The organism is Pseudoroseicyclus aestuarii (assembly GCF_003217255.1).
Classification (GTDB): domain Bacteria; phylum Pseudomonadota; class Alphaproteobacteria; order Rhodobacterales; family Rhodobacteraceae; genus Pseudoroseicyclus; species Pseudoroseicyclus aestuarii.
Genome location: NZ_QJTE01000001.1, coordinates 292,284 through 306,605 on the forward strand (window position 1 = coordinate 292,284; position 14,322 = coordinate 306,605).

The window sequence follows — 14,322 nt, forward strand, 5'->3', positions numbered from 1 at the left end:
CCCGCGCTCAGCCGTAGTGCGTGACCGGGGTGCCGGCGATGGCGGCCATGTTGAGCAGCCCCCGCGCGGTGATCGAGGGGGTGACGATATGCGCCCGGTTCGACATGCCCATGAGGATCGGCCCGACCTCGAGGCCGTCGCCCTTCATCTTGAGGATGTTGCGCACGCCCGAGGCCGCGTCGGTATTGGCGAAGACGAGGCAGTTCGCCGCCCCCGTCATCCGCGATTGCGGCAGGATCCGCTCGCGCAGCTCGGGGTCGAGCGCGGCATCGACATGCATCTCGCCCTCGTAGGTGAAATCGCGCGGCTCCGCGTCGAGGATCTCGAGCGCAGCGCGCATCCGGCGGCCGGAGCCGCTGTCGAGGTTGCCGAACTGCGAATGCGAGCAGAGCGCGATCTTCGGCTCGAGCCCGAAGCGGCGGACGTGGCGGGCGCAGCCCTTGACCGTCTCGGCGATCTGCTCGGGCGTCGGCTCGGTGTTGATCTGCGTGTCTGCGACGAAGAGCGGCCCGTCCTCGAGGATCATCAGGCTCAGCGCGCCGGCGGTCTGGCGCCCGTTCGAGCCCAGGACCTGGGTGACGTACTTCAGGTGCCAGAGGTACTGGCCGAAGGTGCCGCAGAGCATGCTGTCGGCCTCGTCGCGCTGGACCATGACCGCGGCGATGGCGGTCGTGTTGGTGCGCATGATGGCACGGGCCTGATCGGGGCTGACGCCGCGGCGGGCCATGATCTCGTGGTAGGTGCCCCAGTAGTCGCGGTAGCGCGGGTCGTTCTCGGGGTTCACCAGCTCGAAATCGCGGCCCGGGCGGATCGTCAGGCCGAAGCGCTCGCAGCGGCTTTCCACGACGTCGGGACGGCCGATCAGGATCGGCGTGTCGGTCGTCTCCTCCATCATCGCCTGGGCGGTGCGCAGAACGCGCTCATCCTCGCCCTCGGCGAAGGCGATGCGGCGGACGGAGCTGCGCGCGGCGTCGAAGACCGGGCGCATCAGCAGCGAGGAGCGGAAGACCGACTGGTCGAGCTGCTGCTTGTAGGCGGCGCTGTCGGTCAGCGGGCGCAGCGCGACGCCAGTGCGGGTGGCGGCCTCGGCCACGGCCGAGGCGACGACGCCCATCAGCCGCGGATCGAAGGGCTTGGGGATCAGGTAGTCGGGGCCGAAGGTCATCTGCTCGCCATGGTAGGCGGCGGCGGCCTCGGCGCTGGTGGTGGCGCGGGCGAGGGCGGCGATGCCCTCGATGCAGGCGATCTTCATCTCGTCGTTGATCGTCGTCGCGCCGACATCGAGCGCGCCGCGGAAGATGAAGGGGTAGCACAGGACATTGTTGACCTGGTTCGGGAAGTCCGACCGGCCCGTGGCGATGATCGCGCCGGGTGCGACGGCGCGGGCGAGATCGGGCATGATCTCGGGGTGGGGGTTGGCGAGGGCGAAGATGATCGGCCGCTCGGCCATGCGCGCGACCATGTCCTGCGTCAGGACGCCCGGGCCCGACAGCCCGAGGAAGAGGTCCGCGCCCTCGATCCCCTCGGCCAGGGTGCCGCTGCCGCCGGGCTGCGCATAGGCGGCCTTCTGCGGCGTCATGCCGGCCTCGCGCCCCTCGTGGACGAGGCCCTCGAGGTCGTAGAGGTGGATGTTCTCGCGCCGGACGCCCAGCTTCACCAGCATGTCGAGGCAGGCGATGCCGGCCGCGCCGCCGCCCGTCGAGACCACCTTGAGATCGGCCCAGTCCTTGCCCACCACGCGCAGCGCATTGGTCGCGGCGGCGCCGACGACGATGGCGGTGCCGTGCTGGTCGTCGTGGAAGACGGGGATGTTCATCCGCTCGCGGCAGAGCCGTTCGACGGTGAAGCAGTCAGGGGCCTTGATATCCTCGAGGTTGATGGCGCCGAAGGTCGGCTCCAGCGCGCAGACGATATCGGCCAGCTTCTCGGGGTCGCTCTCGTTCAGCTCGATGTCGAAGCAGTCGATATCGGCGAATTTCTTGAACAGGACCGCCTTGCCTTCCATCACCGGCTTGGAGGCGAGCGCGCCGATATTGCCCAGCCCCAGCACCGCGGTGCCGTTCGAGACGACGGCGACGAGGTTGCCGCGCGCGGTGTAGTCGCGGGCGGTATCGGGATCCTTGCCGATCTCGATGCAGGCCTCTGCGACGCCGGGAGAGTAGGCGCGCGCGAGGTCGCGGCCATTGGCCAGCGGCTTGGTCGCCCGGATCTCGAGCTTGCCGGGTCTCGGCAGGCGGTGGTAATCCAGTGCGGCCTGGCGCAGCCCAGCCTGATGCTCGTCCGGCGCGTCTGTCATGCTGTCCCCCGTTGAAGAATGGTGCAGCGTTAAACCATCCGCGCGGCAGGGGGAAAGGGCTAAGGCGCCCGGCGGGCGTTCTGCCGCTGCCGCAGCGACCCGGCTTGCGCTTTGCCCGCCGGGGGCGTCACACTCGGGCTCGTCAGAGCCGGGAGGATGCAGATGGCGGACGAGATGGAGCAGGCGCTGGTCGAGGCCGCGCGGGCCGTGCGCGAGAATGCCTATGTGCCCTATTCGCAGTTCAAGGTGGGCGCGGCGATCCGCACCCCCTCGGGCGCGGTGCACCTAGGCGTGAACGTGGAGAACGTCGCCTATCCCGAGGGCACCTGCGCCGAGGCCGGGGCGATCGCCGCCATGGTCGCCGCCGGCGAGGGGCGGATCGAGGCCGTCGCCGTGATCGCCGACAGCCCGCAGCCGGTCAGCCCCTGCGGCGGCTGCCGGCAGAAGCTGGCTGAGTTCGGCGAGGGGTCGGTGCCGGTGGTGCTGGCCACGACCGACGGCACGCTGCAGCGGACCACGCTGGCCGAGCTGCTGCCCGGCGTCTTCAGCCAGGCGCATATGGAGCGGGCGGGCCGCGGCTGAGCGCCCCCGGCAGGCCGGGCGCGGGGGCGCTGCCCCCGTCCGCGCGGGGCGCGGACTCCCCCGGGATACTTGCAAAGAGAAGAAAGGGAGGAGCCGTGCTGGATGCGAGCAGCCTGATCGCCGGTCTGCGCCGGGGCGAGGCACCGGCGCCAGAGGCGCTGGCCGATTTCGCGGCGGGCCTGGCCGAGGGGACCGTCAGCGACGCGCAGGCCGGCGCCTTCGCCATGGCGGTCTGCCTGAGGGGGCTGGGGCCGGAGGGACGCGTCGCGCTGACCGAAGGAATGCGCGATTCGGGGCGGGTGCTGTCCTGGGACCTGCCGGGGCCGGTGCTGGACAAGCATTCGACCGGCGGGGTCGGCGACTGCGTCTCGCTGATCCTTGCGCCGGCACTGGCGGCGGTGGGCGCCTATGTGCCGATGATCTCGGGGCGCGGGCTGGGCCATACCGGCGGCACCCTCGACAAGCTGGAGGCGATTGCGGGCTACGAGACGCAGGTCGACGAGGCGCGGCTGCGGGCGGTGACCCGCGAGGTCGGCTGCGCCATCACCGGCGCCGGGCCGGGCATCGCCCCGGCGGACAAGCGGCTTTACGCGATCCGCGACGTGACGGGGACGGTCGAGAGCCTCGATCTGATCACCGCCTCGATCCTGTCGAAGAAGCTGGCCGCCGGGCTGGAGGGGCTGGTGCTGGACGTCAAATGCGGCGCCGGGGCCTTCATGAAGACGCCCGAGGCCGCGGTGGAATTGGGCCGGGCGCTGGTGGAGACCGCCAATGGCGCGGGCTGCCGCACGGCTGCGGTCGTCACCGCGATGGATCAACCACTCGCCCCGGCGCTGGGCAATGCCGTCGAGACCGGCGTTGCGATGCGCCTGCTGTCGGGGGAGCGCGAGGCCGCGCCGCGGCTGCATGACCTGACCGTCTTTCTGGGCGGGCGGCTGCTGGCGCTGGCCGGCAGCGCCGAGGGCGAGGGCGAGGAGGCGATCGCCCGGGCCATCGCCTCGGGCGCGGCGATGGAGCGCTTTGCCCGCATGGTGCATGCGCTGGGCGGCCCGCCCGACATGGAAGACGACTGGCGCACGCATCTGGCCCCCGCGCCGGTGCAGCGGGTGGTCACGGCGCAGGCCGCGGGGCGGCTGGCCGTCATCGACGGCGAGGCGCTGGGCCGCGCCGTCGTCGCGCTTGGCGGCGGGCGGCGGCGCGAGAGCGACCGCATCGACCCGCGCGTCGGGCTGACGGATATGGCCGCGCTGGGCGCCGCTCTGTCGCCCGGAGACCGGCTTTGCACCGTGCATGCCGCCAGCGAGGGCGCCGCCGAGGCGGCAGAGGCCGCGGTGCGCGCCGCCCTCACCTTTGGCGAGGGGCCGGAGCCCAACCCGCTCGTCCTGCACCGCATCGATCCCAGGGAGGCGCCATGACCCGCGCATTCGTCATCGTCCTCGATTCGGTCGGCATCGGCGGCGCGCCCGATGCGGATCGCTTCTTCAACGGGAGCACGCCCGATACCGGCGCCAATACCCTGGGCCACATCGCGCAGGCCTGCGCGGCGGGGCGGGCCGAAACGGGGCGCAGCGGGCCGCTGCGCCTGCCGGTGCTGGACGGGCTGGGGCTGGGCCGCGCCGTGGCGCTGGCCTCAGGCCTCGAGGCGCCGGGCCTTGGCGCCGAACCGACCGGCGCCTGGGGCGCGGCGACCGAGCATTCGGCCGGCAAGGACACCCCCACCGGGCATTGGGAGCTGGCCGGCGTGCCGGTGCCCTGGGACTGGCACGTCTTTCCCAAGGCCGACCCCTGTTTCCCGCCAGAGATCACGCGCGCGCTTTGCGAGGCGGCAGGCACCGAGGGTATCCTCGGCAATCGCTATGCCTCGGGCACGCTGATCATCGAGGAGGAGGCCGCCGCCCATATGCGCAGCGGCTGGCCGATCTGCTACACCTCGGTCGATTCGGTGCTGCAGATCGCCGCCCATGAAGAGCGTTTCGGGCTGGAGCGGCTATACGCGATGTGCCGCGCCGTCGCGCCGATGCTGCATGAGATGAAGGTGGGGCGGGTGATCGCGCGGCCCTTCGTCGGCGACGAGGCCTCGGGCTTTACCCGGACGCAGAACCGCAAGGATTTCGCCATCGAGCCGCCGGCGCCGACGCTGCTGGACGCGGTGCAGGGCGCCGGGCGGCAGGTCCACGCGGTGGGCAAGATCGGCGACATCTTCTCGATGCGCGGGGTCGATACGCTGGCCAAGGGGGACGACGCGGCGCTGATGGATGCGCTCGACCGGCTGGCCGGGGAGGCGGGCGAGGGGGACCTCGTCTTCGCCAACCTCGTGGAATTCGACAGCCTCTGGGGGCATCGGCGCGATCCCTCGGGCTATGCCCGGGCGCTGGAATGGGTCGATGGGCGCATCGGTGCGCTGATCGGGCGGCTGCGGGAGGGGGACCTGCTGCTGATCACCGCCGATCACGGCAACGATCCGACCTTTGCCGGCACCGACCACACCCGCGAAAGGGTGCCGGTGCTGGCGCATGGGCTGGGGGTGCGAGAGCTGGGGATCTGCGACTTCGTCGATGTCGCCGCCACGGTCACCGACTTCCTTGGCGTGCCCGCGGCGGGACAGGGGCACAGCCTGATCTGACGCGGCGGCCTTCGGGGGCTGCGATTGAAAAGGCCCGCCGCATCGAGTGCGGCGGGCCTGTTTCGTCGGGCTACGCGCTGGATCAGTTGTCGTCGTCGCCGAGCACGAGGGCAACGAAGCGCGGCTCACCGCCGCGGCGCACCAGCATCAGCAGCGACCGGCGCCCGGCATCGCGCGCCTCGGAGACGCGGTCCTGCAGGTCGCTCAGGGAGGTGACAGGCTGCTGCCCGGCCTCGGTGATGATGTCGCCGGGGGCGAGGCCCTTTTCGGCGGCATCGGAAGCCGGGTCGATCTGCGTCACCACGAGACCCTCGGTCCCCTCGTCGAGGCCGAACTCCTCGGCGGTGCTGGGCGTGATCTCGCTGAGCGAGAGGCCGAGGATATCGGCGTTCTCGGCCTCCCCCTCGCCCTGGGCGGAGGCGGGCATCAGCTCTTCCACGGTCTCGCGGCGGCCGAGCGTGACGGGCAGGGTGCGGGTGTCGCCGTTGCGCAGGACGGTCACCTCCACCGCCTCGCCGATCGGGGCGCCGCCGACGAGCCGCACGAGGTCGCGATCGTCCTCGACCTCCTGGCCGTCGAAGCTGAGAATGACGTCCCCGGCCTCGATCCCGGCCTCCTGCGCCGGGCCTTCGGGCACCGCGGTGATCAACGCGCCGCGGGCGGCATCAAGGCCGGCGATGGCGCCGACCATGTCGGGCGTGATCGCCTGGATATGCACGCCGAGCCAGCCGCGCCGCGTCTCGCCGAACTCCTGCAGCTGGTCGACGACACTGCTGACGACGGAGGATGACATCGCGAAGCCGATGCCGATGCTGCCGCCGTTGGGCGAGAGGATCGCGGTGTTCACGCCGATCACCTCACCCTCCATGTTGAAGAGCGGCCCGCCGGAGTTGCCGCGGTTGATGGCGGCGTCGGTCTGGATGTAGTCGTCGTAGGCGCCCTGCAGGGCACGGCCCCGGGCCGAGATGATGCCGGCGCTGATCGAGAAGCCCTGGCCCAGCGGGTTGCCCATGGCCATGACCCAGTCGCCGACGCTGGCGCCGCTGCCGTCGCTGTCGCCGAACTGGACGAAGGGCAGATCGGTGCCGTCGACCTTGAGAAGGGCGATGTCGGATTCGGGATCGGTGCCGATCACCTCGGCCGGCAGGCTGCCGCCGGTGTAGAATTCGACCTCGATCTCGTCGGCGCCCTCGATCACGTGGTTGTTGGTGACGACGTAGCCATCGGCCGAGACGACGAAGCCCGAGCCGAGCGCGGAGGAGCGGCGCGGCTGATCCTCACGGTCGTTGAAGTCGCGGAAGAACTCTTCGAAGGGGGATCCTTCGGGAAAGGCGCCGGAGGGGCCGCTGCGGCCGGCGACCATGGTGGTCGTGGTGATGTTCACCACTGCGGGGCTGACCTCTTCGGCGAGGTCGGCAAAGCTCATCGGGCGGACGGAAGGATCGCTGGCCGCGCCGTCGGCATTCAGCGGCTGGCCGCTCTGCTCCTGCGGGACCTCGCCGGTCCGATCGGTCTGGGCCATCGCGTCCTGCGCGGCGAGCGGCATGACCTGGGCCAGCGTCAGAACGGCGCCGAGAGCCAGAGCCGACGCAGCTCGCAGCGGGGCGGGCGAGGCGATGGTGGGTGCATTGCGCATTGAGACAGACTCCTGCGTTGTCGTCGTCAAGCCGGAGCTGTCGCGTCCGGAACAGCGGAGACCTTCCTCCTAGAGCCGCTCGGCTGCAACTCAAAGCCGCATCGCACCGCGTCAAACGGACGTGAGAAGTCGTGTCAGGGCCGGGGGCTGCCGCGGCCCCCCGGGCCCTGCCGCCGGCTCAGGAGGCGCGCGCCGCACTGGCCCCCGCGCCGCGGGCGGCCGGCACCCCGCCGGAGCCGATGCGGAAGAGGGAGACCTGCTCGCTCAGGGTGGCGGCATCCTGGGCCAGGACGCGGACCGACGCGCCGGACTGATCGACGGCGCCGGCGTTCTGCTCGGTCACGCGGCGCAGCTGCGCGACACCGCCGCCGATCTCGGCCAGGGCGGCGGTCTGGTTCTCGGTCCCGCGCGTTATCTCGGTCACGTGGTCGTGGATGCCGGCCACCCCGGCGACGATCTTCTGCAACTCGCCCCCGGCCTGCTCGACCAGGGCGACCCCTTCGGCGACGTGCTTCGAGCTTTGGGAGATCAGGTCCTTGATGTCGCTCGCCGCCTCGGAGGAGCGCTGCGCCAGCAGCCGCACCTCGGAGGCGACGACGGCGAAGCCGAGGCCTGCGTTGCCCGCCCGCGCGGCCTCGACCCCCGCGTTCAGCGCCAGAAGGTTGGTCTGGAAGGCGATGTCGTTGATGGTCGAGATGATCTGCGAGATGCGGGTCGAGGATCCCTCGATCTTCGACATGGCGGCGATGGCCGATTCGACCACTGCCTTGCCCCCCTCCGCGGTGCCGCGTGCCGCATCGGCGGAGCGTTCGACCGCCCTGGCCCCATCGGCCGAGGACCGCACGGTCTGCGTCAGCTTGTCGAGGCCCGCGGCCGCCTCCTGCACCGTGTCGGCCTGCTGCCGCGTCCGGCCCGAGAGGTCGGAGGAGGTGCGGTCCATCTCTGCCGCGGTCTGGAGGAGGCTCTCGACCGCCCGGCTGACCGAGGCGACCATGCCTGACAGCTGCTCGGCGGCCGTGTTGTAGGCCTGCGTCAGCAGGTCGACATCCTCGAGGCCGCAGGGCGCGATCCGGTGCACCAGGTTGCCCTCGCTCAGGTGCCGCAGCGCCCGCGAGATCGACAGGATCCCGGTCTTGCGGCGGGTGATGTCGGAGGCGACCTTGATCACCTTCACCACCTTTCCGGAATCGTCCATGAAGGGGGCATAGGTCGCGTGGATCCAGACGGTGGTCCCGTCCTTCGCAATGCGCGCGTATTCATCGGTGAAGCTTTCGCCATCGGCGAGTCGGCGCCAGAAGGCGGCATAGCCTTCCGTCTTCACATGCTCGGGGTCGACGAAGATCGAATGGTGCCGTCCCACGATCTCGGGCCGTGTGTACCCGAAGGCCTTGAGGAAGATGTTGTTCGCCGCAAGGATCTCGCCCTCCGGCGTGAACTGGATGACGGCCTGCGTCCGCTCGATGACGGATTGCATGATCTCCGCGTCAGAGATCGTCCTGTTCTTCGAAGAGGCCTTGCCCGAGCCGTACCACATCCAGACCATCCCGACGCTGATGCACTTTGACGGTCGGTATAGGGGCGAAGTCCTAACCGGGTGTTTACGCAGGTCAGCGCCGTCGTGGATGCAAAAAGGGCCGGCGTTTCCGCCGGCCCCTTGTGTCTTGTGCGCCAGTAGCGGACCGGATCAGGGCTGCGCCTCGTCCTCGGGCGCCTGCGTGGTTGCATCCTCTGCGTCGTCCGGCTGGCTCACCGCGCCGTCCACGGCCTCGTCCGCGGCGCCCTCGGCCGGCGGGGTGCTGCCGTCGGGGGTGCGGATGTCCATCGGCGCATCGTTCGGCACCGGCGTCGGATCGGTCGCCCCGGCGGGCAGCTGCACCTCGAGGTCCTGCGCGCTGCCGTCATCGCCCGCGGCATCCTCGGCGGCGTCCTCTTCCACGGCCTCGGGCGTCTCGGGGCCCCCGGCCTCGACCTCGACCGGCTCGACCTCGGCCTGCGCGGCCGCGGCCTCTTCCGCGACCTCGGGCGGCAGGTCGATCGGCCCGCTCGGCAGGGCGTTCTCCGGCGCGTTCTGCGAGTAGAGGTAGTCGAAGAAGGCGTTGTCCGGCGTCATCACCATGGTCGAGTTGTTGCCCTGCAGCGCAAGGCGGTAGGCCTGAAGGCTGCGGTAGAAGTCGAAGAACTCCGGATCGGCGCCATAGGCCTCGGCGAAGATCGCGTTGGCGCGGGCATCGGCCTCGCCTCGGGTCACGTTCCGCTCCCGCTGCGCCTCGGAAAGCGTCTCGGTCACGGTCCGGTCGGCGAGGGCGCGGACGCGCTGCGCCGCCTCTTCACCGCGGGCCCGCTCGTCCTCGGCCTCGCGCTGACGCTCGGCCCGCATCCGCTCGAAGGTCGCCTCGAGGTTCTGGCTGGGCAGGTTGGTCTGCTTGAGGCGGACGTCGATCACGTCGAGGCCCAGATCGGCGGCCTGGCTCTGGGCCTGGTCCCTGATGCGGTTCATCAGGAGGCGCCGGTCGGAGGACAGGATGACGTCCGAGGTGACCTGATCGGCACCCAGCACTTCGCGGATCTGCGAGTTCAGGATGCTTTCAAGCCGCGCCTCGGCCTGCCGCTCGCCGCCGGTGCCGACGGCCTGCCGGAAGCGGACCACATCGGCGATGCGGTAGCGGGCGAAGGCATCGACCACCAGCCGGCGGTCGTCGGCCGGCGTGACCTCGAAGGTCTCGGTGTCGAGCGACAGGATCCGGTCGTCGTAGGTCACGACCTGCTGGATCAGCGGGATCTTGAAGCCGATGCCCGGATCCTCGCGCACCTGCCGGATCTGGCCGAATTGCAGGACCAGCGCCTTCTGCCGCTCGTCGACCACGAAGACCGACGAGAGGATGCCGATCAGGGCGATGACGATGACGGGAACGATGTACAAAATGGATCGGCGCATCTTAGTTGCCTCCCCCTGTCTGAGTGCTGGCGGCGGCGCCGCCGGAGCCCGAGCGCGCCAGATCGTTCAGCGGCAGGAAGGGCACTATGCCGGTTCCGCCGTTCTGACCGCCCGAGGCGATGGCGGAATCGAGCACGATCTTGTCGATGCCGCCCAGCACGTCCTCCATCGTCTCGAGGTAGATGCGGCGACGCGTGACCTCGGGTGCGAGCTGGTATTCCTCCTGCACGGAGGAGAAGCGGCTCGCCTCACCCAGCGCGTCGTTGACGGTCTGCGCCCGGTAGGCCTCGGCCCCCTCGACGATCTGCGCGGCTTCACCGCGGGCCTCGGCGAGGACACGGTTGGCATAGGCATCGGCAAGGCGCTGCACGCGATCGCGCTCCTGCTCGGCGGCCTGCACGTCGCGGAAGGCGTCGATCACCTCGGCCGGCGGATCGGCTGCCTCGAGGTTGACCCGCAGGATGTTAATCCCGCTGCCATAATCGTTGAGCGTTTCCTGGATCTGCTCCTGCGCGGTATCGGCGATCAGGCCGCGGTCGCGGTTGAGGATCGGCGCCAGATTCGAGGCGGCGATGATCTCGCGCATCACCGATTCCGCGACCGCCTGAACGGTGGTCTCGGGATCGCGGATGTTGAAGATGTACTGCGCCGGATCGCTGATGTTCCAGACCACCTGAAAGCCGATGTCGACGATGTTCGCGTCGGTGGTCAGCATCAGCCCGTCGGTGCCCTGACGGTTGCCGGTATTGCCGATGCTCTCGGTCCGCTCGGAGGTCACGTCGATGACCTGATGCGTCACCAGCGGCCAGGGGGCGAAGTTCAGGCCCGACTCGCCGGTCGAGGAATACTCGCCCAGGAACAATTCGACCGACTGCTCTTCGGGGCGGACGGTGTAGAACGACAGGAAGGCCCAGAGCACGAGGAGGACGATCAACCCGCCGATGGCGATGATCCGGAACTCCGGCCCCGACGAGCCGCCGTTGCCGCCGCCGCCGCCATTGGTGCTGCGCCCGCCCATGAGCACGCGAAGCTGCTCGCGCCCGCGGTTCATCAGATCGTCGATCTGCTGCGACTCACCGGGGCGGCGCGGCGGCTGCTGCGGACGGCGCCCGCCGTCGTATCCGCCGTTGCCTCCGCTGTCGCCGCCGGTGCCGTTACTGCCCCCTGTGCCGCGGCCACCGCCGCCCCAGGGCCCTTGGGAATTGCCTGCCATCAGCTGTTCCGTCGTCCTTTCCTCTTGCGCCTCCCCCTGCACGATCAGCGGGACCTTGCCGGTTCCATCCGATGTGTGCACGGCGGGCGCATGTTCAAGCGCGATCCGGCCCTCAGGCGCGGCGCACCGGCTCTCGCATGGTCACGATTTCTTCGGCCATCGTCGGGTGCACCGCCACGGTGCGGTCGAAGTCCTCTTTCGTGGCGCCCATCTTCACCGCGATCCCGGCCAGCTGGATCATCTCGCCGGCGCCGTCTGCAACGATGTGGCAGCCCAGCACGCGCCGCGTCTCCTGGCTGACGATCAGCTTCATCAGCACGCGGTCCTCGCGCCCGGCGAAGGCATGCTGCATCGGGCGGAAGCTGGCGGAATAGACCTCGATCGGCTCCTGCTCGCGGGCCTCTTCCTCGGTCAGGCCGACGGTGCCGAACTCGGGCTGGGTGAAGACCGCCGAGGGCACGAGGTCGTGGTCCACCGGGGTCGGGTTGCCCTTGAAGACCGTCTCGACGAAGGCCATCCCCTCGCGGATCGCGACGGGGGTCAGGTTGATCCGGTTGGTCACGTCCCCGATCGCGTAGATCGAGGGGACCGCCGTCTGGCTGTAGTCGTCCACCGGCATCTCGCCGAAGCGCCCGGTCTCGAGCGAGACCGCCTCAAGGCCGAGGCCTGCGGTGTTCGGGCGCCGCCCGGTGGCGAAGAGCACGGCGTCGAAGCTGCGCTCCTCCCCGTTGGTAGCCTTGACCCAGACCGGGCCGCCCGCGCGTTCCTCGGGCAGGGCGGCGTCATGCTCGGCGGCCTCGGTGCCCTCGGCCTCGCTCATCCCCGCCCGGGTGGCGGGATCGGCGGCGGCGGCGCTGGCGGGGCGCATCTCGACGATGTCGGTGCCGCAGAAGAGGTTCACGCCGCGCGCCTTCATCGCATCCGCGATCATCCCGCGCGCCTCTTCGTCGAAGCCGCGCAGGATCTGCGCGCCGCGGTAATACTGCGTCACCTCGACGCCGAGGCCGTTCAGGATGCAGGCGAATTCGCAGGCGATATAGCCGCCGCCGACGATCAGCAGGCTTTTCGGCAGCGTCTCAAGATTGAAGATATCGTCCGAGACCATGCCCAGATGCGCATTGGTGATCTCGGGGCGGACCGGATGGCCGCCCGTGGCCACGAGGATATGCCGCGCGGTCACCACGGTGCCGTCGTCCAGCCGCACGCTGTGGGCGTCCTGCAGCACGGCGCGGCTGTCGTGCACGGTGACGCCGGCGGTATCGAGCATCCGGCGGTAGATCGCCTCGAGACGGTCAAGCTCCTGGTGCAGGTTGCCGCGGAAGCTGGGCCAGTCGAAGCGCCCGCGCTCCAGCTGCCAGCCGTAGCGCTGCGCATCGTCGACCATGCCGGCGTATTCGCTGGCGAAGACCATCAGCTTCTTCGGCACGCAGCCGCGGATCACGCAGGTGCCGCCCATGCGGCTTTCCTCGGCCAGCGCGACGGAGGCGCCGGTCGCGGCCGCCATGCGCGCGGCGCGCACGCCGCCGGAGCCGCCGCCGATGACGAAGAGGTCGTGGTCGAAGTCAGCCATTGCGGTCTCCCGTCTCGCGGTACACGTGTGCTGCCGCAGCATAGACCACATGACGGCGCCGCTGGCCAGAAGACGCCCTGTCGCAGTCTTGTTATCGGGCGCGGGGCCCGCGCGCTAATCCGAGATGTCGGTGAAGATGTTGTCCTCGGTGACGAACTCGTAGCGTGTCTCCTCTAAGGTGCCGCGCGTCTCGTCATGCAGGGTGACGCGGCCATCGGCATAGCCGGTCACGACCACGTCGCAGATATCGACGAAGAGCCCGTTCTCGACCACGCCCGCGATCTGGTTCAGCATCAGGCCAAGGCGGCGCGGATCGCCGATCCGCTTGAGGTGCAGGTCGAGGATGTGGTTCCCCTCGTCGGTGACGAAGGGCGCCTCGCCCTCCATGCGCAGCGTCACCTCGCGGCCCATGACGTCGAGGCCGATCAGCGCCTCCTCGATCAGCGCGCAGGTGGTCTGCCAGCCGAAGGGGATCACCTCGACCGGGAGCGGGCAGGCACCCAGCGTCTCGACCTTCTTGGAGGCATCGGCGATCACGATCATCCGCTCGGAGGCGGTGGCGACGATCTTCTCGCGCAGCAGGGCGCCGCCGGCGCCCTTGATCAGGTCGAGCCGGGCGTCGTGCTCGTCGGCGCCGTCGATCGTCAGGTCGAGCCAGCGCGCCTCCTCGAGTGTCGTGATCTCGAGGCCGAGCTCCCGCGCCAGATCGGCGGTCCGCTCCGAGGTCGGCACGCCGCGAAAGCGCAGCCCCTCGGTCTGCGCCCGCTCGCCCAGGCAGCGCACCAGCCAGGCGGCGGTGGAGCCTGTGCCGAGACCGACGGTCATCCCGTCCTCGACATAGGCGCTGGCCCGCTTCGCGGCGACGAACTTGGCCTTGTCGACCGGCGGCAGATCAGTGGGCATGGAGCCTCCCCTTGGCAGCGCGCCGCGACTCTAGCGGCCCCCGCGCACGGGGGCGAGAGGCAATCGTGCCGGGGCCGCCGCGCCCACTGGACATTGCGGCAGGAAAGCCCAACTAGGACAGGTCGGCAGGGCCGCCGGCGCGGGCCGGCGCAGGGGATGCGATGACCAGAGTGCTTTTTCTGTCGGCGGGTTGCCTGATGATGGCCTTCGCCATCGCCGGGATCATCCTGCCGCTGGTCCCCGGCACGCCCTTCCTGATCGCCGCGGCCTTCTGCTTTTCGCGCGGCAGCCCGCGCGCGCGTCACTGGCTGCTGAACCACGCCCATCTCGGCCCGCCGATCCGCGACTGGGAAGAGCGGGGCGCGATCTCGCGCTCGGGCAAATGGGCCTCTTGCCTGGCGATGGGCGCCTCGATCGCGCTGGCGCTCTGGATGGGCCTCGCGCTGCCCCTGGTGCTGGGACAGGCGCTGTGTCTCGCGCTGGTCGGCGCCTATATCCTCAGCCGCCCGAGCTGATCCGCCGGCGCGCTTGCGGGCCGCGATGCGTCGCAAAAGGACTGCCCGC

11 protein-coding genes are annotated in these 14,322 nt (G+C 70.3%); 4 read left to right on the forward strand and 7 right to left on the reverse strand.

Features of this window, described 5'->3' with window-relative positions; genetic code table 11:
• Positions 1-7: 7 nt before the first annotated feature.
• Complete coding sequence (locus DFP88_RS01400) at positions 8-2,296, reverse strand: NADP-dependent malic enzyme (protein WP_110812657.1); 2,289 nt, start codon at positions 2,294-2,296, stop codon at positions 8-10.
• Positions 2,297-2,458: 162 nt separating this feature from the next.
• Here DFP88_RS01400 and DFP88_RS01405 point away from each other — a divergent pair, with 162 nt between their 5' ends.
• The 3 genes from DFP88_RS01405 (at position 2,459) to DFP88_RS01415 (ending at position 5,501) form a co-directional block, all read left to right on the forward strand.
• Positions 2,459-2,878: a cytidine deaminase gene (locus tag DFP88_RS01405; protein WP_110812658.1), complete on the forward strand. Its 420-nt coding sequence runs from the start codon at positions 2,459-2,461 to the stop codon at positions 2,876-2,878.
• A 98-nt stretch (positions 2,879-2,976) separates the two neighbouring features.
• Positions 2,977-4,293, forward strand: a complete 1,317-nt coding sequence (locus DFP88_RS01410; protein ID WP_110813273.1) for a thymidine phosphorylase — start codon at positions 2,977-2,979, stop codon at positions 4,291-4,293.
• On the forward strand, positions 4,290-5,501 hold the full coding sequence (locus DFP88_RS01415; protein ID WP_110812659.1) for a phosphopentomutase: 1,212 nt from the start codon (positions 4,290-4,292) through the stop codon (positions 5,499-5,501). The genes DFP88_RS01410 and DFP88_RS01415 overlap by 4 nt, the downstream gene beginning before the upstream one ends.
• Positions 5,502-5,583: 82 nt before the next feature.
• On the opposite strand, the gene DFP88_RS01420 is transcribed toward DFP88_RS01415, so the two are convergent.
• The 6 genes from DFP88_RS01420 to rpiA all read right to left on the reverse strand — a co-directional run bounded on the left by DFP88_RS01420 (position 5,584) and on the right by rpiA (position 13,758).
• The gene (locus DFP88_RS01420; RefSeq protein ID WP_425450798.1) at positions 5,584-7,137 is read right to left on the reverse strand and encodes a Do family serine endopeptidase; all 1,554 of its coding nucleotides are present in this window, start codon (positions 7,135-7,137) and stop codon (positions 5,584-5,586) included.
• Between the two features lie 178 nt (positions 7,138-7,315).
• The gene (locus tag DFP88_RS01425) at positions 7,316-8,611 is read right to left on the reverse strand and encodes a methyl-accepting chemotaxis protein (protein WP_181418533.1); all 1,296 of its coding nucleotides are present in this window, start codon (positions 8,609-8,611) and stop codon (positions 7,316-7,318) included.
• 210 nt (positions 8,612-8,821) lie between these two features.
• Complete coding sequence (hflC, locus tag DFP88_RS01430; protein WP_110812661.1) at positions 8,822-10,072, reverse strand: protease modulator HflC; 1,251 nt, start codon at positions 10,070-10,072, stop codon at positions 8,822-8,824.
• Between the two features lies 1 nt (position 10,073).
• Positions 10,074-11,285 carry an FtsH protease activity modulator HflK gene (gene hflK / locus DFP88_RS01435; RefSeq protein WP_110813275.1) on the reverse strand — a complete coding sequence of 404 codons (1,212 nt, stop codon included), beginning with the start codon at positions 11,283-11,285 and terminating at the stop codon, positions 10,074-10,076.
• Positions 11,286-11,397: 112 nt separating this feature from the next.
• Positions 11,398-12,855, reverse strand: coding sequence for an FAD-dependent oxidoreductase (locus tag DFP88_RS01440; RefSeq protein ID WP_110812662.1), 1,458 nt, complete (start codon positions 12,853-12,855; stop codon positions 11,398-11,400).
• 114 nt (positions 12,856-12,969) lie between these two features.
• Positions 12,970-13,758, reverse strand: a complete 789-nt coding sequence (rpiA, locus tag DFP88_RS01445; RefSeq protein WP_110812663.1) for a ribose-5-phosphate isomerase RpiA — start codon at positions 13,756-13,758, stop codon at positions 12,970-12,972.
• Positions 13,759-13,919: 161 nt separating this feature from the next.
• On the opposite strand from rpiA, the gene DFP88_RS01450 reads away from it, so the two are divergent.
• A complete protein-coding gene (locus tag DFP88_RS01450; protein WP_110812664.1) occupies positions 13,920-14,273 on the forward strand; it encodes a YbaN family protein in 354 nt (117 codons plus the stop codon).
• The last annotated feature ends 49 nt before the right edge of the window (positions 14,274-14,322 follow it).